We start from the raw sequence: 23,850 nt of genomic DNA on the forward strand, positions 1-23,850 counted from the left end.
TTTGTCTCCTGGTTTCGTTACGCCGCGCGTTGGCCGGACACTTCGGCCACCAGTTCCTGCAGGTCGTCCACGCCGTCGGCCAGCGCGGCCAGCAGCGCCTGCGACAGCTCGGCCACGGTCGGCCGCGTCATCAGGTCGGACAGGCGCAGCGCCGCGTGCCAGTGCCGGTTCACGTCGAACAGCAGGCGCGTGGCCAGCAGCGAGTGGCCGCCCAGCGCGAAGAAATCGCCGTCGATGCCCACCGCCTCGACGGGCAGGCCCAGGTGCCGGGCGAAGCGCTGCGCCAGGTCTTCCTCGACGGCGTTGCGGGGCGCCTGGCGTGCTTCGCACGGCATCTCTTCCCGGGCGGCGGCGGCCAGCGCGGCCAGCGCGCGGCGGTCGGTCTTGCCGTTCGGCGTCAGCGGCAGCTGCGCCAGCCGGTGCAGCGACGACGGCACCATCCAGCGCGGCAGGCGTTCGGCCAGCGCGGCGCGGATGGCCGCTTCCAGGTCGGTATCGGCGCTGTAGAACGCGGCCAGCCGGGCCGGCTCGCCATGCGCCACCACCGCGCCGGCCGCCACGCCGGGCACGGCGCGCAGCGCCGCGTCGATGGCGCCCAGTTCCACGCGGTGCCCGCGGATCTTCAGCTGGTCGTCGCGGCGGCCCAGGTATTCGACCGTGCCGTCGGGCAGCAGCCGGCCCAGGTCGCCGGTGCGGTACATGCGGCTGCCGGCCACGCCGGACAGCGGATCGGGAATGAAGCGCTCGGCGGTCATGCCGGCGCGGCCCAGGTAGCCGCGCGCCAGGCCGTTGCCGGCCAGGCAGATTTCACCCTGCACGCCCGGCGGCACCGGCTGCAGCGCGCCGTCGACCAGGTACAGCCGCGTGCCCGGCAGCGGGCGGCCGATCGTCACGGCGCCGCCTTCGCCCGGCGCCAGGCGCAGCCACGTGGAATACGTGGTGTCCTCGGTCGGGCCGTACAGGTTGCAGACGGTGAGCTGCGGCCACAGCGCGCGCAGGCCGTCCACCAGCACCTGCGGCAGCGCCTCGCCGGCCAGGTTCATCACGCGCACCGCCGGTGGCAGGCACCCCTGGCGGGCCAGCTCGGCGGCGGCGCTCGGCACGGTGTTGACCAAAGTGACGTCGTCGAAATCGCCGCCCTGGGTCAGCGCCAGCACGTTGTCTGCCAGGATCACCTTGCCACCGTGCGCCAGCGGCAGGAACAGCTCGAACACGGACAGGTCGAAGCACACCGACGTCGACGCCAGCATGCCGGCCCGCTCTTCCTGCGTGAACTCGGCCGCGGCCCAGTCGAGGAAGGTGCAGACGGTGCGGTGCTCGATCGCCACGCCTTTCGGTTCGCCGGTGGAGCCGGACGTGAAGATCACGTAGGCCAGCTGGTGCGGCGAGACGTCGACCCGCGGCGCCCCCGCGGATTGGCCGTCGGGCAGGCTGTCGTCCAGCAAGATTTCGTCCAGTAAAGGCGCGTCCAGTAAAGTCGCGTCCAGCATCAGCCGCGGGCATTCGCCCAGCGCCGCATGGCCGGCCTCGCCGCCGGTGATCACCAGCGCCGCGCCGGACAGGCGCAGCACCGTCTCGATGTACGCTGCCGGATAGGCCGGATCGACCGGCACGTAGGCGGCGCCGGCTTTCAGCACGGCCAGCAGCGCCACCGGCAGGTCCATCGTGCGCGGCAGGCAGACGGCCACCCTGTCTTCCGGCGCGACGCCGCGGGCCAGCAGCGCGTGCGCCAGCCGGTTGGCCCGCGCGTCGAGCTCGCCGAACGTCATCGTTTCGAGCCCGCGGCGCAGCGCCACCGCCGCCGGATCGCGCGCCGCCTGCGCCTCGAACAGCCGGTGCAGGCAGCCTTCGTTGACGGTCACCGGCGCCTGCTGCGCGACCGCTTCCCGTTCTTCCGGCAGCAGCGCGTCGAAGGCGGCGAGCGGCTGTTGCGGTGCGGCGGCGATCCGCTCCAGCAGGCCGGCGTAGCGCTGCAGCATCCGCTGGGCCGTGGCTTCGTCGAACAGCGCCGCCGAATAGGTGAGCACCAGTTCGATGCCATCAAGACCCAGCAGCGCATCGAGCGTGAGCTCGTATTTCGTGTGCGTGGCCGGCGGCACCACGGTGCGCGTCGCCACGCCGGCGCCCTGCCACGCGTCATGCGCCTCGCAGTTGAATAGCACCTGCACCAGCGGCGGACGGGCCGGGTCGCGTTCCAGGGCGGCGGTGCGCACCATGTCGGCGAACGGGAATGCGCGGTGGGACAGCGCGTCGGCCACCTCGGTACGCACGGCGCGCAGGAACGCGGTGAACGGCTGTTCCGCCACCGCCTCGGTCGTCAGCGGCACGACATTGACGCCGAAGCCGACATACGACTCGGCGGCGGAAGCCGGATGCACCGACACCGGCACGCCGATCACGAAACGGGCGGCGCCGCACAGCCGGGCCAGCAGCAGGCGCCAGGCGGCGTTCAGCGTCATGAACGGCGTGGCCTGCGCGGCGGCGCCGAGCCGGCGCACGGCATCGAGCATGGCGGCCGGCAGTTGCAGCGTGACGCGGCCCGCCTCGAAGCGCTGCACGGCGGGCAGCGGGCGGTCGGTGGGCAGCTCCGGGGCCGGCGGCAGTTGCGCCAGCCGTTCGCGCCAGTACGCGGCGGCGGCCGGGTCGATCTCGTCGAGCTTTCGGCATGCCGCGTCGACCGGCAGCACCGGTTTCAGCTGCGCCGTGTCGGCCGTGCCGCCCTCCTTCAGGGCGCCATACAGCGCCCACACTTCGCCGGCCAGGCGGCCGAACGACATGCCGTCGATGACCAGGTGGTGCGCCAGCAGGTACAGCCACGCTTCTCCGGACGGCAGGCGCAGCAGCCACGCGCCGGCCAGCGGGCCGCGGCGCGGATCGAGCGGCGTGCGCTGGCGCACCGCGATCCAGTCGCGCGCGCGCCCCGCCGCGCCCTCGCCCAGCATCGAGAAGTCGACCTGCTGCAGCGCCGAAGCCGCATCCGGCGGCACGACGAAGTTGTCGCCGCCGGCGCCGACCTGGGCGCGCAGCAACGGGTGGCGCATGACGGCGGCCGTCCAGGCGCGGGCCAGCAGGTCGGCATCGAGGTCCCCCGCGATGCCGAACAGGGCACCTTCGTTGTAGGCCGGCGCGATGGCGTCGCCCAGTTCCAGATGCACGAGGATCTGGCGCTGCGCCTCCGACATCGGCAGCGCGATCTCGCGCGCCGGCTGCGCCCGCAGCACGGCCTGGCCGGCGGCCACGACCAGCGTCTGCGGCTGCACAAAGCCGGCGGCGGCCAGGCAATCGTGCCAGCGCTCCGGCGCCAGCAGCGGGTGGGCCGGACGCACGTCGGTATCGGCGCGCTGCCACCAGCCCTCGGTGATGCCGAACACGAGGTCGAGCCAGGCATGCGGATGCGTGCATTCCTGCAGCAGCAGGGTGCCGTCGTCGCGCAGCAGCGCGTTCAGGTTTGCCAGCGCGGTGCCCAGGTGGTGCGTGGCATGGACGACGTTGCCGGCGATGACGACGTCGAACGCGCGTTCGGCGATATCCTGCTCCGCCACGCCGCGTTCGATGTCGAACCGCCTGTACGTGACGCGCGGGTCGGCCAGCTCGCGCTCGGCGCGGGCGAGGAACGCGGGCGACACGTCGGTGAACCAGTATTCGCTGCCTGCCGCGAGGCCGGGCAGCAGCCGGCGTGCGATCGTGCCGGTGCCGGCACCCGCTTCCAGTATTCGCAGTGGCCGGCCGGCGGCGCGTTCGCATGCCAGCACGGCTTCGACCAGCCGGCCGGTGGCGGCGGCGGCCCCCGGCGCTTCGGCGTACAGGCGGGTGAGCCAGTCGAACGCTTCGCCGCGGAACAGCACGTCGACCGCTTCGCGCCGGCCGGCCAGCACTTCCGGCAGCGCGTCGGCGCTGCGGGCGGCCAGCGCGGCGATCGCCTGCGGCAGGCGCTCGTTCATCGCGGCGCGGCGCTGCGGCAGCGTGGCGGCCAGGCGGCGCAGCGCATCGCCGCGGGTCATGCCCAGGTGTTCGAGCATGCGGTTCAGCAACTGCGCATGTACGGGTGCCACGGGCGCCGCCGCATCCTCGCGCCATGCCAGCTTCACGAGCGCATCGGCAAAGGCGGCCAGCGCGAAATCGTCCAGCGCCAGGCTGGCTTCTTCCGGCGTGGCCGCGTTCTTCGCGGGGGCGATGCCGGCGCCGCCATCGGCCGCGAAGAAGCCGCCGGCGCGCATCGCGTTCGCGCTGTCGATCGCGGCGGCCGCGATGCGCTCGATATCGGCATCGGCGTGCGCGGTGGTCAGGAAGCACGTATGGCCTTCCCAGATGTACACGCCGCGCAGCGTCATGTGATAGAAGAACAGGTTCGCCTCGATCGGCTGGAACTCGACGCTGAAATTGTTGAAGAACACGAAGCGCATCAGCGAACCGGCGTGGTCCAGGCGGATCGGGAATTGCGCGGCCGCGAAGTGGGCATTGAGCCGCGCGGCCAGTTGCGCGGTACGGCCGTTCAGCATGTTGTACAGCGCCTCGCCTTCCGCCTCGATGCGCTCCAGCACGGCGATGCACGAGGCCATCGTCAGCGGGTGCGCGGAGAACGTGCCGGCGAAGAACGTGTGCGGCTGGCGCGGCGCCGAATCGTCGCCGTAGCGCCAGGCGCCGCCGTCGATCGCGTCCATGAAGCGCGCGCGGCCGGCGATGATCCCGAGCGGCATGCCGCCGCCGGCCACCTTGCCGTACGTGGCGATATCGGCCCGTACGCCATACCAGGCCTGGGCGCCGCCGGCATGCAGCCGGAAGCCGGTGATGATCTCGTCGAACATCAGCGCGCAGCCTGTTTCGTCGGCGATGCCGCGCAGCGCGTGGAGGAATTCCTTCGGCTGCAGGCCGGGTCGGCGGCTTTGCACCGGCTCGGCGATGATGGCCGCCGCTTCCGGCGCCAGTTCGCGGATCTTCCGCAGCGACGCTTCGGTGCCCCACTCCAGCATCACCACTTCGCGCGCGCTGGACGTCGGCACGCCGGGCGCGCCGGGCTGGCCTTCGACACCGCCCCGGCCGGCACTGGCCAGCGTGGCATCGGAATGGCCGTGGTACGAGCCGGTGAAGCGGATGATGCGGGTGCGGCCGGTCACGGCGCGCGCCAGCCGGATCGCCGTCATCACGGCCTCGGTGCCGGAATTGGCGAACGCCACGCGCTCGGCGCCGGTCAGCCGGGCCACCAGTTCGGCGGCGCGGCCAGAGAGCGGCGACTTCGGCCCGACCTGGATGCCGTCGGCCAGCTGGTTGCGCAGCGCATCGACCACCATCGGCGGGTTGTGGCCGAACAGGCAGGAGCCGAACGCCATCGTCAGGTCGACGTAGTCGTTGCCGTCGATATCGGTGACATGGCTGCCGGCGCCGCGGTCCACCACCAGCGGGTAGATCATTTCCTTGGTGGCGCGCTTGAAGCCCAGCGAGCTGCGGTAATCGGCGAACACGCCGCGATAGCGCTCGGCGTAGGCGCGCGAGCCGGCCGTTTTCGCGGTGTAGGCGCGCGCCAGTTCGTCGATGTGGGCCTGCTTGCGGCTGTCGAGAGCCGGGGCGGCCGGTGCTGCATGTGCCATAGGCGCGGCGGCCGGCTGGATCATCGGCTGCGGCTGCGCGGCGGGCACCTGCGCGGCGGGCGCGGTGCCGCCGGCCTGCGACAGCTGCAACGCGACCACGTCGCGCAGCGTGGCCAGCTGCTGTTCGAACAGGCGGGCCAGGTTGTCGATGCCGGCGGCGGCCGGGGCCGCGGATGCCTGGGGCGCCGCGGAAGCGGCCGGCGCGGCGGGTTCGGCAACCGCCGCCGGTGCCGCGGGCGCATGCGGCGCCAGGTGCGCCGCCAGCCGGTCGATCGTGTCCAGCCCTTCGAACAGCGCGGGCAGTTCGACCCGCACGCCGAAGCGCGTTTCGATGCGGCCGCCGAACTCGGTCAGCACCAGCGAATCGGCGCCGCTTTCCAGGAAGCTGCGGCGGTTGTCCACCGCGTCGGGCGGGCAGCGCAGCAGTTCGGCCAGCGTGGCGCGCAGCCAGCCGGCGGCATCGGCGGTGGCGGTGACGGCAGGAGCGGAAGCCGGCGCAGGCGCGCTCACGGCTGCGGGCGTATGGGGAGCATTCATGACGGGTGCCTCGGAACGGGTAAGCCAGCAGGACGCGAGATCGAACGGGTACGACGGCAATGCGATGGCGGGATCGGCATCGTGGCCGAGCAGCGCGGCCCAGTCGGGCCGGGCGCCGATGCAGTACAGGCGGCCCAGCGCCGCCAGCAGCCCGCGCAGCGCCTCGCCGGGCACGCACGACACCACTTCGGTGCCCGAGGCCGCGCCGCGCCGCAGCAGGCCGGCCAGCACCGGCTGCGGGGCGATTTCCAGCAGCACGTCGGCGCCGTCTTCCTGGGCGGCGGCCACGCAGCCGGCGAAGTGCACCGTGCGGCGCAGGTGGTCGGCCCAGTAGCCGCCATCGACCTGCCCCAGCCGGGTGCCGTGCAGGTTGCCGTACAGCGGGATGACGGGCATGCGGTAGACGATGCCGGCGGCCACGCGGCCGAACTCGGCCAGCACCGGGTCCATCAGCGCGGAGTGGAACGCGGTTTCGACCCGCAGCGGCTGCGCCGTGAACCCGGCGGCCTGGGCGGCAACGCGAACGGCATCGAGCGCGGCGGCCGGGCCGGTCAGCGTGACCACGCCGGGCGCGTTGACGGCGGCCAGTTCGACCTCGGCCGGCAGTTGCGCCAGCCAGCCGTCCAGCAGGTCGGCGCGGCCCATCACGGCCAGCATCGCGCCGCCGGCGCAGCGGCCCATCAGCCGTGCGCGCGTGGCGACGAGCAGCGCGGCGTCTTCCAGGTCGATCGCGCCGGCGATGCATGCCGCCACGTATTCGCCCAGGCTGTGGCCGAACGCGGCGGCCGGCTGGATGCCGCCGGCCATCAGCGTCCACGCCAGCGCGTATTCGCAGGCGAACAGCGCGGGCTGCGCGAAGGCCGTCTGCGCCAGCGTGTCGCTGTCGAGCGGTGCGCTGCCGTACAGGTGGCCGGCGACCGGCAGGCCGTGGCGTTCGAACGCGGCGGCGGCGGCATCGAACGCTTCGCGGTAGGCCGGCACCAGGCGGTACAGTTCGGCGCACATCGCCGCCTGCTGCGCGCCCTGCCCGCCGAACACGAAGGCGATGCGCGGCGCCGGCCGGCCGGTGACGTCGCCCTGCAGCAGCGTGCCGCCCATGGTTTCCAGCTGCGCGGCGATGTCCGCCGCATCGGTGCCGATGGCCACCGCGCGGCGCGACAGCGCGGAGCGCCCCGCCGCGGCCGAACGGGCTACCCGGTGCAGCGCGCCCGGCGCTTCCCGCAGCTGCCGGGCATAGGCGGCGCACAGCGCGCGCAACGCCGCATCGGATTCGGCGCCGACCGGCAGCACGGCCACCGGGAGCGCCGGAGATGCGGGGGCCACGGCGTCACTGCGCTCCAGGATCACGTGCGCATTGCTGCCGCCGAAGCCCATCGACGTGACGCCCACGTGGCGCAGCGGCGCGGCCAGCGGCGTGCCGTCGGCCAGCCGCAGCCGGCCGTCGGCGCGGTCCAGCTTCGGATTGGGCTGCAGCAGGCCGGCAACGGGCGGCACCTGCTGGTGCCGCAGGCACAGCACGGCCTTGACGAAGCCGGCCAGCCCGGCCGCCGCTTCCAGGTGGCCGATGTTGGCCTTGACGGTGCCGACCAGGCACGGCGCGGCGGTGTCGCCGCTGTTGCAACGGTCGGCTCCCACCACGGCATTGAGTGCGTTCCACTCGATCGGATCGCCCAGCGCGGTGCCGGTGCCGTGCGCCTCCACGTACTGCACGGCGTTGCCGGCGATGCAGGCGGCTTCCAGCGCGGCGCGCACCAGCTGCTGCTGGGCGTTGCCGTTCGGCGCGGTCAGCCCGAAGCTGCGGCCATCCTGGTTGACGGCGCTGCCGGCGATGCGGGCCAGCACGGGATTGCCGCATGCCTCGGCCATGCCACGCCGGCGCAGCACGACGGTGACGACGCCTTCGCCGCGCACGTAGCCGTCCGCCGCCGCATCGAAGCTGTGGCAGGCGCCGGTCGGCGACAGCATGCCGGCGCGGCGCAGCGTGGCCGACAGCCGCTCGTCGAGCAGCAGGTTGACGCCGGCCACGAGCGCGGTGTCGCACTCGCCGTCGAGCAGGCTGCGCCAGGCCATGTGCAGCGCCACCAGCGACGACGAACAGGCGGTGTCGATGGCCAGGCTGGGGCCGCGCAGGTCGAGGAAATACGACAGCCGGTTGGCGACGATGCTGTTGGCGCCGCCCGTCGCGGCGTGTCCGCCGTCGGCTTCCTCCAGCACGCGCTGGCCGTATTCCTGGCCGCTGATGCCGACGAACACGCCGGTGCGGCTGCCGGCCAGCTGCTCGCGCGGGATGCGCGCCGCTTCCAGCGCATGCCAGGCGCTCATCAGCAGCAGGCGCTGGCGCGGGTCCATCCGCTCCGCTTCCCGCGCGGCCAGGTGGAAGAACGGCGCATCGAAGCCGTCGATGCCGTCCAGCCAGCCGGCGTGGCCGTCGGCACCCAGCGCGCGCCGGGCCGCCGACGGCGTGCCGACCGCGCGGCCGCCTTCGCGCAGCAGTTGCCAGAACGCGTCCAGGTCAGCCGCGCCGGGGAAGCGGCCGTGCATGCCGACGACGACGATGTCGTCCTGCGCCGGCGGGGCGGACAGGGAAGACGAAGGGGACGAAGTTGCCTCCCGCGCCGTTGCCGGCACAGCCAGCGTGGCCAGGTGGCGTGCCACGGCGGCGGGGGACGGGTGATCGAACAGCAGCGTGGTGGGCAGGCCCGCCAGGCCGAACGCGCGCTCCAGTTCGCCGGACAGGCGCACCGCGTCGTTCGAATCGAGGCCCCAGTCGGCAAAGGCGCGCTCGGGGCGGATCGCGTCGAGCGGCAGGCCGGCCAGCTCCGCGACACGCCGGCGCACCCAGGCTTCGATATCGGCCACGTCGGCCGGTACCGGCGTGCCGGCCGGCGCGGCTTCCTGCTGCGCGGCCAGCAGCGCCGGGCTGCGCCAGCCGGCCTTTTCTTCCAGCGTGCCGTCCAGGAACATCGCGCTCGTGGCGCGGCGCTGCACCTTGCCGCTGGTGGTCTTCGGGATCGTGCCCTGCCGGATCAGCGCGATGCCGGCCACCTTCAGCTCGTGGCTGTCGGCGATGCCGCGGCGGATGGCCGTCAGCACGGTATCAGTATCGCGCTCGGGGTTGAAACGGCGGTCGGTCTCCGCCACCACGCACAGCTGCTCCTCGCCGTCGACGGGCACCGCGAACGCCGCGGCGCCGGCCGGGCGCAGCAGCGGGTGCGCGCCGTCGACGGTATGCTCGATGTCCTGCGGGTAGTGGTTGCGGCCGCGGATGATGATCACGTCCTTCATCCGGCCGGCGATGACGATTTGCCCGTCGTGCAGGAAACCGAAGTCGCCGGTGCGCATCCAGCGGCGCGCATCGCCCGCCGCTTCGCCTGCTTCCTCGTCCGCTTCCTCGCCGGCCAGCACGCCGCCGAACGTTTCCTCGGTGCGCTCCGGGTTCATCCAGTAGCCGGCGCCGACGGCGGCATTGCGCACCCAGATCTCGCCCACCCGGTCCGCCGCGCAGGGCATGCGGGTGGCCGGATCGACGATCGCTAGCTCGGTTTCGCCGATCGGGTAGCCGCTGCAGGCCAGCCACGTGGCGCCCGGGCCGTCCTCGGCGCGCGGCTCGACGCGGTGGCATTCCAGCGCGCGGGCATCGACGAACAGGCCGGCCGGCACCTGCCCCGTCCCGGCGGCCGCCTTCAGGTGGCTGCCGGTGACGATGCAGCTGGCCTCGGCCAGGCCCCAGCTCGGGTTGAACACGCCGGCGCGAAAGCCCACCGGCGCGAATTTTTCCGTGAACGCGCGCATGGTTTCCATGCGCACCGGCTCGGCGCCGTTCAGCGCGCCCTGCCAGCACGACAGGTCCATGTCCGCCAGCTCGGCGGCGGTCACGCTTTTCATGGCGAGGTCGAACGCGAAGTTCGGGCCCATGGTGTGCGTGATGCGGTAGCGGCTGATCGCCCGCACCCAGCGCGACGGCTGCTGCACGAACGAGGCGTTCGGCATGATGTAGCCGCGGATCGCCAGCCGGATCGGCGTCAGCAGGCCGTAGATCAGGCCCAGGTCGTGGAACGGCGGCAGCCAGTTCAGCAGGCTCGATTCCGGGCCGTGCGCGCAGCCGCGGGCGAAGTAGTCCGTGTTGGCCAGCAGGTTCGCGTGCGTGAGCATCACGCCTTTCGGCAGCGCGGTGGAGCCGGACGTGTACTGCAGGAAGGCAACGCCGTGCGGATCGATGTGCGGCCGCCGCCATTCGCCGGCGCGGGCCATGTCGATCTCTTCGCTTACGAGCCATGCCATGTCGCGCAGGGCCGGCATCGTGTCGAAGAACTCGGCCGCCTTGTCGGCCAGCAGGCGCGTGGTCAGCACAGCGCGCGGCGCGGCCGAGGCGGCGATCGCCAGCAGTTTTTCCAGCGTCTGCTGCAGGCGCGCCGGCCGCGGCGGCGGCAGCGGCACCGCGATGCGGCCCGCGTACAGGCAGCCGAAATACGCGCTGGTGAACTCCATGCCCGGCAGGTACAGCAGCATCACCCGGTCGCCGGGCTGCGTGCTGCCGGCCAGCGCCTGGGCGATGGCGCGCGCCTGCGTGTCGAGCTGGGCGAAGGTGGCGGTGGCGGCGGCTTCCTCGCCGTCCCGCAGGTAGGTGAGCACCGGGAAATCCGGCTGCCGGGCGGCCTGCAGCTGCAGCAGGTCGACCAGGTCGCGCGGGACGATTTCGTCATGCATGTTCATCTGTTCTACCCCTAGTATTTTTTACGAATGTCAGAAACTTGCCGTCATGCCGAAGAACAGCACGCTGTCCAGGTAGCGGCGGGTGTCGCCGTGGCGCGAGCCGAACGGCACCGTGAGGTTGGCGGCCAGCTTGATGCGGTCGTTCAGGTCGTGCGAGACGACCACGGTGGTGCTGCCGTCGTGCGAGTTCAGGCCGTAGCTCACCTGCACGACGAGGCTGGTGGACGGTGCGATGCTGCGGTCCACGTATTGCGCATACAGCGTGTCGCGGCCGTACGTGCGGGCATACGGCTGCACCAGCGCGCCCAGTTGCCCGGCCGCCGCCCCCACGGCGGCCGGGTCTGAACCATTGCGCAGGCGGGCCGCCTGCACGGTGGCGAAGGCGTCGAGCGCCTCGCGTTCCGCCCCCGTGTAGGCTTCCGTGTTGCGGCGGTATTCCAGGTTCACGGTGCCGCCGCCGGCAAAGGTGTACGAGCCGCCGACCAGTGCGTCGTAGTGGCGCTTGCGGTCGTCGCCGCGCGTGGCCAGCTGCCAGTCCTGCGCGCCCCCTGGTTCCCCGCCCGGAGCCAGTGCCAGCAGCCGGCGCGAACCGCGGAACGTGGCGGCATCGAAATACACCAGCACCGCATCGTTGACGGTCCACTGGCCGTAGGCGCCGTACCCGTTGCGGCCGGCGCGGTGCGAGGCGACCGCGCCCACGGCGAAGTTGTCGCCCACGTGGTCGGCCCGCAGCGCCGTTTCGGGCTTGAACGGCCGCAGCACTTCGCGGTCGCGGCCTTCGTCCGTGTTGCGCACCAGCGCCACCGTGTTGCGGTCGTTGATGCGCCAGCGCACGCCGGCGAAATCGCGCGACGGCAGTTCGGTAAAGGGATTCACCCCGTTCGTCTCGATGAAGAACGGGTTCGACGGCGACGCGAACTGCGACGGCCCCCACAGCATCAGCTCGCGGCTGTAGAACACGTCGAAGTTGCCCAGGCGCCCTTCCACCAGCCAATTCTGCAGGTAGGCTTTCGTGTCGCGCGTATCCGTGCTGGCCGCGCTGGTGCCGGTGGCCTTGCTGAACGCGACCCGCGGGCCGACGGCCAGCACGCCGTACTCGCCTTCCATGCGCCAGCGCAGCCGTGCCTGGGCGCCGTGTTCCATGCGCGGCAACCCCGCCAGCAGGTTGTCCGGGTTGTACGGGCTGTCGCCGCGCACGTCGTACAGGGAACTGAACAGCACCAGGTCGGCACCGAATTCCGGATCGCGGGCAAACACATCCCCCGTGCCGGCCGCCAGGGAGACCAGCACTACCAGAGCTACGCGCATGTGGAACCTCGTTATGAGTAGGTTGAGCCTGATTGCGTGCGATTAATTGCGCGTCAGGTTCGCCAGGCTGAGCGTGGACGACGAAATATCGTTCACCTTGACGTCCCAATATTTGAGGACGGTGCGCTTCGAAGGTTCGAGCGCGTCGGCGATCTCCATCTTGCTGACGAAGCGCACGGTCTGGCCGTTGTGCCGCACGTGGTTGTCGTACTCGATCCGCGCGGTTTTCAGCACGTTGCCGGAGACGGCGAAGTATTCGGCCTTGATGCCGAGCGCCGCTTCCTTGTCGATGTAGTAGCGGATGCGGTCGTAGGTCACGGAGGTGGCCTTGGCCTTCAGGTCCAGCACCCACACCGGGTGGCCGTCGACGGTGCCCTCGCCGACCAGCGCGGCATCGTAGTCGCGGCTGTAGTTGGTGGTGGCGATATCGCCGTTCGACGCTTCGCCCAGCATGCGCTGGCGCGGCGAGATCGCCACCGGCTTCCTGACTTCCGGCGAGGCGAACCACAAATTGCGGCCCTGCATCAGCATGCGGTTGCCGCGCACCCGCGGCGGCTCGGTGAAGCTGATCAGGCTGTCGGTGGCGGCGGCCTGGATCTCGAGCTTGAGTTCGGAACCGGGGCGGCCGTCGCGGATCTCGGTGACGCTGCTGGACAGCTGCACGCCTTTCAGGCCGCCGCCGCGCGCCATGTCGCTCTGTTCGAGCAGCTTGTTGGGGTCCGGCGCGCCGTCGACGGCGGCCTGGGCTTCGAAGGTCACGGCGGCCGCCAGCAGCAGCCGCATCAGGTGTTTGGCGTTAAACATGGGACAGTGCTCCTACGATGTTGCGGCGCGAGGCGCGCCGTGCCGGCAGGTACGAGGCCAGGGCGGCCAGCACCACCAGCGTGAACAGGGAACCGAACAGGTTGGCGCCCACCAGCTCGACGCTGAGCGGCACCTCGGTGGCGGCGTCCGGCGGCAGGTACGTGATGCCGGCGCTGTTGATCAGCCAGCCGGCACCCAGCGTCAGCACGATGCCGGCGCAGCAGCCGATCGTCACGATCAGCATGCCTTCCAGCACGAACAGCCCGTCGAGCGTGCGGATCTGCATGCCCAGCGCCCGCATCGTGCCGATCTCGCGGGTGCGTTCCGTGATCGTCATGCCCATCGTGTTGAAGACGCTGGCCAGGACGACGATGGCGACGACGACGCTGATGAACAGGTACATCAGGTCGAACAGGCTCTTCACCTGGCCGTAGTACACCGACAGCGTGCGCCAGTCGTGCACCTCGACGGCGAGCCCGTCGGCGGCCAGCGCGGCTTTCACGGCGGCACCGGTGGCGGCGAGATCGGTGCCCTTCTCCAGCAGCAGCACGATGCGCTCGGCGCCTTCGTAGGCCATCAGGCGGCGTGCCGTGTCCAGCGACGTGAGCACGAACTTGTCGTCGGTGCCGAGGCTGCCGGTGGGCGACGCTTCCAGCAGCTGCACGCCCACCGCGTTGACCATGCCGTCGAGCGTGGAGCCCAGCAGCGTGGCATCGCTGCCCTGTTTCAGGCCCAGCGACTCGGCCAGTTTCCTGCCGAACACGGCGCCCTGCGGCTGGCCGGGGTCGAGCCGGCCCGGATAATTCGCATAGCGCTCGCCGCGCAGCGCGATCATGTCCTGCGGGCGCATGCCTTCGCCGATGTAGATGCGCGACGTGTCGCCGTTGCTGACCAGGCCCGACATCGAGATGCGCGGGCTGACCAGCTTCACGCCGGCGATCCCCCGCAGCCGCGCGGTGGCCCTGGCAAGCTCGGCTTCGGTGAACGCGTAGGCCCGCGGGTCCTGCGCGCCTTTCTCGTACAGCCCCGGCTTGCTCACGGTGAGGTGGCCCAGCCGTTCGCCGATGATGGCCTCGTCCTCCAGCGCGCTGTAGACGGACACGAAGTAGCCTTCGAACAGCGACAGCGCGACGAAGCCGATGACGACCGAGGCCAGCGTGGCCATGCTGCGCCGGCGGTTGCGGACCGCGTTGCGGGCGGCCAGCTTGAAACGGGTGACGATGTCCATCATGCGGCCCTCTCGTTGGCGTGGCGGGTATCGGTGACGATCCGGCCGTCGGACAGTTCCAGCCGGCGGCCGGCATAGCCGAGCAAGCGCGCATCGTGGGTGGAAAACACGAACGTGACGCCCTTCTCGTTGTTCAGCTTGCGCATCAGCGCGATCACCGATTCGGCGGTCACGGAATCCAGGTTCGCGGTGGGCTCGTCGGCCAGCACCAGCTTCGGGTCGTTGACGAGCGCGCGGGCGATCGCCACGCGCTGGCGCTGGCCGCCGCTCATCTCGTCGGGCAGCTTGCGGGCCTGCTGCTCGAGGCCCACATCGGCCAGCGCGCGCAGGGCCCGGGCCTTGCCTTCGGCGGCCGGTACCGCCGCGATCTGCAGCGGCAGCATCACGTTTTCCAGCGCGCTCAGCACCGGCACCAGGTTAAAGCCCTGGAACACGAAGCCGATCGTGGCGTTGCGAAATTGCGCGGCCTCGCTTTCGCCAAGGGTGGCGCAGTCGGTGCCGTCGACCCGCACGGCACCCAGGTCTGCACGGTCGAGCAGGCCGATGAGGTTGAGCAGCGTGGACTTGCCGCTCCCCGATGCGCCCCATACGCAGGCAAATTCGCCGGCCTGGACCTGGAGACTCAGGTTGTGCAGTGCAACAACCCTGCCCTGGTCCTTGCCGTACGCCTTCTCGACGTGGGTTAATTCAACGATGTTCAATGGAAGCTCCTCGAAAAACAGGCAAAACGGGGCCCCGCGGCGACACGCGAAGCGTTGCCGGATGGATGCATACCGGGTGGACGGGATGCGGCTATCGACGGGTTCGATCTACTGCTGGTACTGCCTTCTGCCGGAGACTGCTGGTTACCGCTTTTTTCTTACTGCCTGATGCTGCATGGTGGATTGCCAACGTTATTCACTGCTGCCTGGCGGCATTGTTGGTCTGGTCGCGACTGTAGCGGCGCGATGTGACGCGGGAATGACAAAAAGATAACTCCTGGTTTTATCTCAAGGAGTTGCGCAAATTCATAATTGTTAATTGCGCGTCCCGAATCAGTGAAGGCATCATAGCGATGTTGCGAAGCACAATCATCGCTATCGTGTAGCCCATTTGTCGCAAAAATGTATTGGTAATAAGCTAATGCAATTTTTGTTTCAGGGAGAAAAAAGCGCAATGCCGAGGTAAGGCTGCTGGCATCGCGGAGAGGGGAATGCGGCGCGGCGCGCTCCGGATGGGAACGCGCCGGCATGAGGGAGCGAGGGTGGACGCCGGCGAATCAGCCGGTATGCAGTTCCATCGTGGCCTGCGCCAGCTTGCCGGCCACGGCCAGCGGGATGATGTCCAGGCTCTTGCGGATCGCTTCGTCGATCAGCAGCTGTTCTTCCCGGCGGGGTCGGTGCAGCACGAAGTCGGCCACGTTCTGCGTGAGGTTCAGCGTGCGCGGATGGCCGATGCCGATGCGCAGGCGCCAGTAATCCTGGGTGCCGAGCGCCGCGGTGATGTCCTTCAGGCCGTTGTGGCCGCCGGACGAGCCACCCTTCTTCAGCTTGGCCACGCCGGGCAGCAGGTCCAGTTCATCGTGCACGACGAGGATTTCATCGGGATTGATCTTGAAGAAGCGCGCCAGGCCGCCCACGGACTGGCCGGAGCGGTTCATGTAGGTCTGCGGTTCCAGCAGCCACACCTCGCTGCCGCCGATCGATGTTTTCGCCGCGAGCGCATTGAAGCGGCTTTCGCGCTGCAGCCGGCCGCCGGCGAGATGGTCGACCAGCCAGAAGCCGGCGTTGTGGCGGGTTTGCTCGTATTCGGGCCCGGGGTTGCCGAGGCCGGCGATCAGGCGGATGGTCATGGCGTGCTGGAGTATGGAAAAGGCGGATTATCCCGGAGATTTGGCGGAAACAGAAGCGCGCATCCATTCGGCCAGTTCGAACACCGCCATGCCCGCCACCATCGCCGGCACGAAGAGCCATGGCGCCGCGCCGCCGATCGACAGCGACGCCAGCGCGGGGCCGGGGCAATATCCGGCGATGCCCCAGCCCACGCCGAATGCCAGGCTGCCCACCACCAGCGGCCGGTCGATGCGGCGCGATCGCGGCAGCTGCATCGGCGCACCCGTGATCGCCGCCTTGCGGCGCGCGGCGATCCGGAACGCCGGCGCGGCGACGGCGATCGCGCCCAGCATCACGCACAGCAGCGAGGGGTCCCAGCTGCCGGCGAGATCGAGGAAGGCCGCGACCTTGGCCGGCTCGGTCATGCCGGAAAGGATCAGGCCGACCCCGAACAGCAGGCCGGCGGCCAGGGCGGCCAGCAAGGTCGCGACGAAAGAGGTGCGCGTGCCCATGTCAGCCGCCGTGCCGCAGCAGGAACACGGTGGCGAAGCCGGCCGCCACGAACAGCGCGGTGGCTGCCAGCGAGCGTGGCGACGCGCGCGCGACTCCGCACACGCCGTGGCCGCTCGTGCAGCCGCTGCCATAGCGGGTGCCGATGCCCACCAGCAGGCCCGCCGCGACCAGCCACGCGCCACCGGCAACGGGTTGGGCCGGCGCCAGCGGCGCGAACAGGCGCCACAGCGGCGCGGCCGCCAGCAGGCCGCCAAGGAAGGCGATGCGCCAGGCGCGTTCGCCGCGCGCCGCGCGCAGCAGGCCGCCGAGGATGCCGCTGACACCGGCGATGCGGCCATCGAACAGCACCAGCAGCGCGGCGCCCAGGCCGATCAGCGTGCCGCCGGCCAGCGAGGATATCGGTGTGAAGTGTTGCCAGTCGATCGACATCGCGGTCTCCTTTTCAAGGGTACCGGTCGATTGTACGCGCGAAAAAAAAGGCAATGCCAGCGCATGCCCGTTCGGTCAAGAGTGATGGCAACGCCCGTTTTCGCAAGTTATATCGAAAGCGAAGATCGCCCGGCGGCACAGGCGTGATGTCATGCGAACGCGCCGGGTTCACCGGTCTTCGGATACTGCGATCCGTTCCGGCACAGCTCGACGATTACGAAGCACTGCCTTATTGGCTGCTGCTATCATCGCTTGACACATGGGGAGCCGGGTATGGTGCCCGCCGGTTATTGCAGGATTACTCGAACCACGCCGCTCGCGAACCAGCGGATTTCATGATGGAACCAGCATTTATATGAACAGATTCTGGACGTTGAAACAATGGCTGTTGGAATTCCTGCTCGAGTGGATCATTCCCAAATTTTCGGTGGCGGCGGGCGTCTCGGCCGTCTCCGCGGTTTTTTTCAGCCTGGACCCATCCACGCCCGTATCGACGAAGGCAAATGAAAAATTCAACGCAATATTTTCATTGATCTCTTATGACTGGTTCGTTCCCGTTACGGTGGCATTTGGAATATTATTGATTATCAGTATTTCCATCAGGGGCCATGCCAATGGCAGCAGGACGAAATTCCATGCCTTTTCATTGCACGCTGAAAAATTATCCAAGGCATTGAATTTTCTTTACGGTTGTACCCTGGTCCCGCTGGTCGTCATTTGTACCGCCTCGGTCATGCATCGCGGCGCGGGCAGTGAAAATATCGGCTCCATGGCGTTCCTTGCCCTTTCCTACGTACTCATCGGTGCCGGCGTACACCTGCTGGGAAAGATGGATTCGCATCCCTGGGAAGGGCTGTCCTATGTGGTCTACGCCGATCATGCCATCGGCAACGATGCATTCGGTTTCGCCACGCTTGCCAGGCTGGAGCAGATGATGGCTTATCTCCCCTGGGCTGGCGATGTCGTGGTGGGAATTGAATCCCATGGCGGCTTTACGACGTTGTCGATCCCGTTGCACCTGAAGGCCGCCAGCTGGGATGATGAAGAGCTGGAGTGGCTGCGGCGGGCCACCTGGGCAGTCGAGATCGAATGGCAAAAGCTGGGCCTGCATTACGAAAGAACCATGTCCGTCGATATGGAACGCCGATTCAGGAGCGCGGTATATTCTGTCCAGGGTAAAAGTTCATCCGGCAAGGTTCATGAATACGTGATTCCCTGTTCGAATCGCAATTGAACTTCCCGACGCAGCGATGGGCGCCACCGATCGCATGTCAAGCCTGCTCCACCAGGCACGTTATCCGCCGGAGCATTGCTTCCGTGCCCGCGGATTCTATTCAAGCAAAAAAAAACCCGCCGGAGCGGGTTTTTCTTGCAGCGCAAACGAAGATTATTTCTTTTCTTCGGTAGCAGCGGCTTCGGCGGCAACCTGGCCAGCCGGGATCGAGGCGGTAGCGATCGTCAGATCGGAACCGTGGGTGATCAGCGTCACGCCTTCCGGCAGCGTCAGGTTCGATGCGTGCAGCGACGTGCCGACGTCCATGTTCGTCAGGTCGACGGTGATGAACTCAGGCAGCTGGCCTGGCAGGCACGAAACTTCGATTTCGTTGGTCACGTGGCTGATCGTCGCGCCGTGCAGTTTCACTGCAGGGGAGACTTCGGCGTTTTCGAAGTGCAGGGCCACTTTGACGTGCACTGGCTGGTTGGCGTCGACGCGCTGGAAGTCAGCGTGCAGCACCAGTTGCTTGTATGCGTGCATCTGGAAGTCGCGCAGCAGTACTTTCTGTACCTTGCCGTCGATTTCCAGGTCCAGCACGGCGCCGTGGAACGCTTCTTTTTTCAGCGCGTGGTACAGCGCGTTGTGGTCCAGGGCGATCGTCACAGGGGCTTCGGCGCCGCCGTAGATGATGCCAGGGGTCTGGCCGGAAATACGCAGGCGGCGGCTCGCACCCGTGCCCTGCAGTTCGCGTTTGAATGCAACAACTTTCATTTGATACTCCAAAAAGAGCCGGGGTATGCCCCCGTGGGTTTTGACACCCTTGATTAGAAGCCTCCCGCGACCAGGAGACTCCGGAAATCGGCGCGATCGCATGCATGCGGCCGTGCCGGATAAAACACACGGCGCGGCCGGTCTTTCGACCGGTCGCGCCGCAGTAATTCAGTGCTTCGCCGAAAAAATCAGTCGACGAACAGGGAGATCACGGAATCGCCCTTGATGATGCGCTTGAACGTCTCTGCCAGCAGCGGTGCGCAGGTCAGTTGACGGATCTTGCCGCAGGCCTTGCCGGCGTCGGACAGCGGGATCGTGTCCGTCACCACCAGTTCGTCCAGCGACGAATTGGTGATGCGCTCGATCGCCGGGCCGGACAGCACCGGGTGCGTGCAATAGGCAACCACTTTCTTGGCGCCGCGTTCCTTCAGCACTTCGGCGGCTTTCACCAGCGTGCCGGCGGTATCGACCATGTCGTCCATGATCACGCAGTTGCGGCCTTCCACGTCGCCGATGATGTTCATCACTTCGGAAACGTTGGCTTTCGGACGGCGCTTGTCGATGATCGCCAGGTCGCAGCCGAGGCGCTTGGCCAGCGCGCGGGCGCGCACCACGCCGCCCACGTCCGGCGACACCACCAGCAGGTCCTGGTAGTCGCGCTTCTGCAGGTCGCCCAGCAGGATCGGCGAAGCGTAGATGTTATCGACGGGAATATCGAAGAAGCCCTGGATCTGGTCGGCGTGCAGGTCCATGATCAGGACGCGCTCGACACCGGCTTCTTCCAGCATGTTGGCGACGACCTTGGCCGAGATGGCGACCCGGGCCGAACGCGGACGACGGTCCTGGCGGGCATAGCCGAAATACGGGATGGCGGCCGTGATGCGGCCAGCGGATGCGCGTTTCAGCGCGTCGACCATCAGGATGAGCTCCATCAGGCTGTCGTTGGTCGGTGCGCAGGTCGATTGCAGCACGAAGACGTCCTTGCCGCGAACGTTCTCGTTGATTTCGACCATTACTTCGCCGTCCGAGAATTTCGAAACGACCGCTTTGCCGAGGGGGATGCCGAGATTTTTCGCGACCCCTTCTGCCAACGCAGGATTAGCGTTGCCGGTAAAAACCATCAGGTTTTCATAAGCCATGGGAGTCCCAGGAAGGTAAGCTTTTGAACTGAATACCACCGGATCGAGTCCAGTGTGTGAATAAAAACGCGGAATAAAAAAGCCCCGGCTCAGCAGGGGCATTTTTGTTTTTTTCTAGGCTGTCTGGCTGTGAATCCCGATCGACAGACCTGAAGAATTGGTGGCAGGGGAACAAGGATTCGAACCTTGGTATGCCGGAATCAAAATCCGGTGCCTTAACCAGCTTGGCGATTCCCCTACGCTTGACTGACTGTGCTTCATCAGATGGCGAGCATTATACTAGCAAAACGACGAAACACCAAATCTTTTTACGCTTCGCAACTTTCAGACTGGAACATCTCCATCGGATGCCTGCGCAGCGCCTTTGCTTTCCACCCCTTCCAGGTGGAGGGTGCCGTTGCCCCGAAGGCATCCAACACCGCATCGGCCTGTTCTTCGCCGTGAAACGCGCAGAACACGCATGCACCAGAGCCAGTCATCCTGGCATCGCCGTGAACCCCCAGCCATTCGACCGCCTGTGCCACCGGCGGGAACAAGCGGGAGGCCACTTGTTGCAAATCGTTTTTCCCGAACTGCCGCAGCCCGATATTCTGGTCAGCGAAGTGCCTGGAAAAGTCCGAGATTATGACGGCGGCTGTGTTCCTTGTCAAATGTTCCGACGTAAAAATGTCGCCTGTCGGCACCTGCACGCCGGGTTCGATGACGACATACCAGCAGTCCGGCCCGTCAACGGGCCGCAGCGCCTCGCCCACGCCCTCTGCGAACGCCGTTTCGCCGAACAGGAAGAAGGGAATGTCGGCCCCCAGCGGCAGGCCCAGGTCCATCAATTCCTGCTTCGACAGGCCGCCATGCCACAGCCGGTTCAGCGCCAGCAGCGTGGTGGCCGCGTCGGAGGAGCCGCCGCCCAGGCCGCCGCCCATCGGCAAGACCTTGTGCAGCGCGATGTCCACGCCCGGCGGCGGCGTGCCCGTGCGGCGCGCCACTTCCGCCTGCAGCAGGCGCGCGGCGCGAACGACCAGGTCGCTGTCTTCCGGCACGCCCGGCACGTCGGTCACGCGGCGGATCCGTTCGTCGCCGCGCAGCGTGAAGTCGAGCGTGTCGCAGCGGTCGATCAGCTGGAACACCGATTGCAGCAGGTGGTAGCCGTCCGGGCGCCGGCCCGTGACGTGCAGGAACAGGTTCAGCTTGGCCGGCGCAGGGCAGCTCATCAGGCTCCGCATGGTCAGCTGCCCGCGTCGATGACGATGCGGATCTCGATGCGCTCGATATCGCCGTCCGCGCCGCCCGCGCCACGGCGCGCATCGATGCGCAGCGGCTTCGGTGTCGCGCCGCCCTGCTGCCACGACACGAAATCGAGCTGCCATCCGTCGCGCGTGGTCACCTTCGGCTGCGCCGGGCTGGCGGCAAAGCGCTTGCCGTCCGCCGCCACCGCGTAACCCTGCAGCCAGTCGCGCAGGCCGGATACCGGCAGCGGCCAGCCCAGCGCCTGCATCGACAGCGCATCCACGTCCGGCGCGCTGCGCGGCGGGTTGCTGCCTTCCTTGAACACCGCTTCGCCGGGGGTGACGGCGATCGTGGCGATCGTCTGGCCGAGCGGCGAGGACAGCGTCACATCGGTGCGCGCGCCGTGCTGGCGCCAGGCGAACTTGCCGGAGATCGACTCCTGCTTGCCATCGCGGACATAATTGACGGAGAGGCGGCCATCGAGGTCGATCGTGTCGGCGTAGGGCGCGACGACGGCGTTCGACACGGGGGTGGAAGGCGCGGTGGCGCAGCCGGCCAGCGCAGCGAAGGTGGCGGCCATGGCGGCCAGCGAGGCGGTGTGGATCAGGCGTGTGACCGGCATCAGGCTTGGGATCGGCATCAGGCTTCTTATCGTCATGCGAACTCTATAAACTGGTATTCAGGCGCGCCAGCGTATCACGCAGCGCGTCGTTCTTCGGGTCCTTGGCGCTGGCTTCGCGCCACAGCTTGCGCGCATCGTCCTGCCTGCCCTGCCGCCACAGCACCTCGCCCAGGTGCACGGCGATCTCGGCATCGTTGCGCAGCGCGTAGGCCTTGCGCAGCGTGGCTTCCGCTTCGGCCAGATTGCCCTGGCGGAACTGTACCCAGCCCATCGAATCCATGATGTACGGATCGTTCGGCGCCATCCGCAGGGCCTTGTCGATCAGCGCATGCGCTTCGTCGAGCCGCACGCCCCGTTCGGCCAGCGCGTAGCCGAGCGCGTTGTAGGCATGATGATTGTCCGGCACCGCCGCCATCACCTTGCGCAATGCCGCTTCCATTTCCGCCGGCTTGTCCTGCTTTTCGGCGGCCAGCGCGAAGTCGTACAGCAGGTCCGGGCTGTCCGGGAAGCGCTGCACGGCATCGGCCAGCAACGTGTAGGCTTCGGCGCCGCGGCCGGCGTCGCGCAGTAGCTGGCCTTCGGTCTGCACCACCTCGGCCTGCTCGGCGGGATCGACGGCGGCGATCTCGTGCAGCATCGTGCGGGCCCGTTCCAGGTTGCCCTTCTTCGCCGTCAGGTGCGCGCTTTTCAGGCGCGATGTCATGTACAGGCGCGGTTCGGCGCTGCTGACCTGGTCCAGCCAGGCCAGCGCCCCGTCGAGATCGCCACGCTCCTCGGCGATCTGCGCCAGCAGCGCGAAGCCCTTCGACGGATCGCGCTCGGGATCGTCGCTTTCGCCCAGCACGGCCACGAAGCGGCGCAGGTAGCCTTCTGCACCCGGCGGATCGCCGGCCTGCAGCGACATGATGCCCAGCGCGTACAGCGTGCCCGGATTATCGGGCTCATCCTTGAGCATCTGCTCGAACTGGGCGCGCGCGCCGTCGTATTTCTTCTGTTCGACCAGCAGGCGCGCATAGGCGGAACGCACCTCGCGCGCGCCCGGATTCTTCTTCAGGAAGCCGGCGAACAACTGGCTCGCGGCATCGGCGTCGCCCATCACCTGGGCCAGCGTCAGCACGGCCAGTTCGGAATCGCCTTTCAGTTCCAGCGCGCGCCTCGCCTCCTGCAAGGCGCGATCGCGGTTTTCGGCCGCATACGCCGCCTGGGCCAGCACCAGGTGGCTCTCCATCATCCCGGCATGCGGCGCGAGCACCCGTTCCATCAGCGCGAACGCGGCGGCCTTGTCCTTCGCCCGCAGCAGGTATTGCTGCATCTGGAACATGATCAGGCCGCGCGCCTCGGCCGGGGCCCCGTTCAGGCGCTGCGCGAACACCTGCTCCGACTCGGCGAGGTCGTCGCCCAGCACGGAAAAGCCCAGGAAATACTGCACCGCCTCGTCGGAATCGGGGGCCAGTTCGCGCCACAGGCGGATCGCCGCCAGCGCCTCGTTGCCCTGCTTCGCCGCCAGCGCCATTTCGGCCGAGCGGCGCGCCAGCCGCGGATCGCGGGTCTGCTGCGCCAGCACCATCATCGACACATAGGCGCTTTGCCACTGCCCCCGCTTGAAATCGAGTTCGGCCTTCGTCAGCTTGTAGAACAGGTCGCTGGTCAGCTCGACGGCGGGCAGTTTTTCCTCGTGCTGCAGGGTGGCGGCGATGGCATCGCCGCCGGACTCGCCGGGCGCCGCCTCCGCCACGGCCGGCGGCACCGGCGGGACGGCGGCATCGCCGTCAACCTGTTTTTGCGGCGCAACAGCGCACGCGGACAACAGCGCCGAGAGGGTTACAATGGCGAGTGCGTATTTCAAGGCTTGAATCCAGGTCGGGTCAAACCCTGATTCTACGCCCAACCCATCGCCTGCGCGGCTTTGCAGGTGTAACGAAGTCTAGTCGGACGGCGCGCCGTCCCCCC

At 68.5% G+C, this 23,850-nt stretch carries 15 protein-coding genes and 1 tRNA gene; 1 reads left to right on the plus strand and 15 read right to left on the minus strand.

Going from position 1 to position 23,850, the window contains the following annotated elements; translation table 11 throughout:
• Window positions 1-17: 17 nt before the first annotated feature.
• The 9 genes from GJV26_RS11280 to GJV26_RS11320 form a co-directional block, all read right to left on the minus strand.
• A complete protein-coding gene (locus tag GJV26_RS11280) occupies window positions 18-10,829 on the minus strand; it encodes a non-ribosomal peptide synthetase/type I polyketide synthase (protein ID WP_173346187.1) in 10,812 nt (3,603 codons plus the stop codon).
• Window positions 10,830-10,865: 36 nt separating this feature from the next.
• Window positions 10,866-12,143, minus strand: a complete 1,278-nt coding sequence (locus GJV26_RS11285; RefSeq protein ID WP_155708906.1) for a hypothetical protein — start codon at window positions 12,141-12,143, stop codon at window positions 10,866-10,868.
• 42 nt (window positions 12,144-12,185) lie between these two features.
• Entirely contained in the window at window positions 12,186-12,947 is a 762-nt protein-coding gene (locus tag GJV26_RS11290; protein WP_155708907.1) for an outer membrane lipoprotein-sorting protein, read from the minus strand.
• On the minus strand, window positions 12,940-14,178 hold the full coding sequence (locus GJV26_RS11295; RefSeq protein WP_155708908.1) for an ABC transporter permease: 1,239 nt from the start codon (window positions 14,176-14,178) through the stop codon (window positions 12,940-12,942). The genes GJV26_RS11290 and GJV26_RS11295 overlap by 8 nt, the downstream gene beginning before the upstream one ends.
• Entirely contained in the window at window positions 14,175-14,876 is a 702-nt protein-coding gene (locus GJV26_RS11300; RefSeq protein ID WP_155708909.1) for an ABC transporter ATP-binding protein, read from the minus strand. The genes GJV26_RS11295 and GJV26_RS11300 overlap by 4 nt, the downstream gene beginning before the upstream one ends.
• Window positions 14,877-15,034: 158 nt before the next feature.
• On the minus strand, window positions 15,035-15,406 hold the full coding sequence (locus tag GJV26_RS11305; RefSeq protein ID WP_155708910.1) for a hypothetical protein: 372 nt from the start codon (window positions 15,404-15,406) through the stop codon (window positions 15,035-15,037).
• 27 nt (window positions 15,407-15,433) lie between these two features.
• Window positions 15,434-16,006, minus strand: a complete 573-nt coding sequence (pth, locus tag GJV26_RS11310) for an aminoacyl-tRNA hydrolase (RefSeq protein WP_155708911.1) — start codon at window positions 16,004-16,006, stop codon at window positions 15,434-15,436.
• A 27-nt stretch (window positions 16,007-16,033) separates the two neighbouring features.
• Window positions 16,034-16,498, minus strand: a complete 465-nt coding sequence (locus GJV26_RS11315) for a DUF6691 family protein (RefSeq protein ID WP_155708912.1) — start codon at window positions 16,496-16,498, stop codon at window positions 16,034-16,036.
• A 1-nt stretch (window position 16,499) separates the two neighbouring features.
• Window positions 16,500-16,928: a YeeE/YedE family protein gene (locus GJV26_RS11320; protein WP_155708913.1), complete on the minus strand. Its 429-nt coding sequence runs from the start codon at window positions 16,926-16,928 to the stop codon at window positions 16,500-16,502.
• A 355-nt stretch (window positions 16,929-17,283) separates the two neighbouring features.
• On the opposite strand from GJV26_RS11320, the gene GJV26_RS11325 reads away from it, so the two are divergent.
• Window positions 17,284-18,162, plus strand: coding sequence for a hypothetical protein (locus GJV26_RS11325; protein WP_155708914.1), 879 nt, complete (start codon window positions 17,284-17,286; stop codon window positions 18,160-18,162).
• 153 nt (window positions 18,163-18,315) lie between these two features.
• Here GJV26_RS11325 and GJV26_RS11330 read toward each other — a convergent pair whose 3' ends face one another.
• The 6 genes from GJV26_RS11330 to GJV26_RS11355 all read right to left on the minus strand — a co-directional run bounded on the left by GJV26_RS11330 (window position 18,316) and on the right by GJV26_RS11355 (window position 23,746).
• Entirely contained in the window at window positions 18,316-18,915 is a 600-nt protein-coding gene (locus tag GJV26_RS11330; RefSeq protein WP_155708915.1) for a 50S ribosomal protein L25/general stress protein Ctc, read from the minus strand.
• A 188-nt stretch (window positions 18,916-19,103) separates the two neighbouring features.
• Window positions 19,104-20,054 (minus strand): ribose-phosphate pyrophosphokinase, encoded by a 951-nt coding sequence (locus GJV26_RS11335; RefSeq protein WP_155708916.1) that lies wholly within the window; start codon window positions 20,052-20,054, stop codon window positions 19,104-19,106.
• Window positions 20,055-20,215: 161 nt separating this feature from the next.
• A tRNA-Gln gene (locus tag GJV26_RS11340) sits at window positions 20,216-20,292 on the minus strand.
• 70 nt (window positions 20,293-20,362) lie between these two features.
• A complete protein-coding gene (gene ispE, locus GJV26_RS11345) occupies window positions 20,363-21,274 on the minus strand; it encodes a 4-(cytidine 5'-diphospho)-2-C-methyl-D-erythritol kinase (RefSeq protein WP_155708917.1) in 912 nt (303 codons plus the stop codon).
• A 2-nt stretch (window positions 21,275-21,276) separates the two neighbouring features.
• Window positions 21,277-21,918, minus strand: coding sequence for an outer membrane lipoprotein LolB (locus GJV26_RS11350; RefSeq protein ID WP_229419268.1), 642 nt, complete (start codon window positions 21,916-21,918; stop codon window positions 21,277-21,279).
• 25 nt (window positions 21,919-21,943) lie between these two features.
• Window positions 21,944-23,746 carry a tetratricopeptide repeat protein gene (locus tag GJV26_RS11355; RefSeq protein WP_155708918.1) on the minus strand — a complete coding sequence of 601 codons (1,803 nt, stop codon included), beginning with the start codon at window positions 23,744-23,746 and terminating at the stop codon, window positions 21,944-21,946.
• Window positions 23,747-23,850 lie beyond the last annotated feature (104 nt).

It is taken from the genome of Pseudoduganella dura (assembly GCF_009727155.1).
GTDB classification, from domain to species: domain Bacteria; phylum Pseudomonadota; class Gammaproteobacteria; order Burkholderiales; family Burkholderiaceae_D; genus Rugamonas; species Rugamonas dura.

What these genes read in the sequence shown, in the direction of transcription:
- GJV26_RS11280 (WP_173346187.1), bottom strand. Translation starts at nt 10,829, where the DNA reads ATGCATGACGAAATCGTCCCGCGCGACCTGGTCGACCTGCTGCAGCTG.
- GJV26_RS11285 (WP_155708906.1), bottom strand. Translation starts at nt 12,143, where the DNA reads ATGCGCGTAGCTCTGGTAGTGCTGGTCTCCCTGGCGGCCGGCACGGGG.
- GJV26_RS11290 (WP_155708907.1), bottom strand. Translation starts at nt 12,947, where the DNA reads ATGTTTAACGCCAAACACCTGATGCGGCTGCTGCTGGCGGCCGCCGTG.
- GJV26_RS11295 (WP_155708908.1), bottom strand. Translation starts at nt 14,178, where the DNA reads ATGATGGACATCGTCACCCGTTTCAAGCTGGCCGCCCGCAACGCGGTC.
- GJV26_RS11305 (WP_155708910.1), bottom strand. Translation starts at nt 15,406, where the DNA reads ATGCCGGCGCGTTCCCATCCGGAGCGCGCCGCGCCGCATTCCCCTCTC.
- pth (WP_155708911.1), bottom strand. Translation starts at nt 16,006, where the DNA reads ATGACCATCCGCCTGATCGCCGGCCTCGGCAACCCCGGGCCCGAATAC.
- GJV26_RS11315 (WP_155708912.1), bottom strand. Translation starts at nt 16,498, where the DNA reads ATGGGCACGCGCACCTCTTTCGTCGCGACCTTGCTGGCCGCCCTGGCC.
- GJV26_RS11320 (WP_155708913.1), bottom strand. Translation starts at nt 16,928, where the DNA reads ATGTCGATCGACTGGCAACACTTCACACCGATATCCTCGCTGGCCGGC.
- GJV26_RS11325 (WP_155708914.1), top strand. Translation starts at nt 17,284, where the DNA reads ATGAACAGATTCTGGACGTTGAAACAATGGCTGTTGGAATTCCTGCTC.
- GJV26_RS11330 (WP_155708915.1), bottom strand. Translation starts at nt 18,915, where the DNA reads ATGAAAGTTGTTGCATTCAAACGCGAACTGCAGGGCACGGGTGCGAGC.
- GJV26_RS11335 (WP_155708916.1), bottom strand. Translation starts at nt 20,054, where the DNA reads ATGGCTTATGAAAACCTGATGGTTTTTACCGGCAACGCTAATCCTGCG.
- ispE (WP_155708917.1), bottom strand. Translation starts at nt 21,274, where the DNA reads ATGCGGAGCCTGATGAGCTGCCCTGCGCCGGCCAAGCTGAACCTGTTC.
- GJV26_RS11350 (WP_229419268.1), bottom strand. Translation starts at nt 21,918, where the DNA reads ATGCCGATCCCAAGCCTGATGCCGGTCACACGCCTGATCCACACCGCC.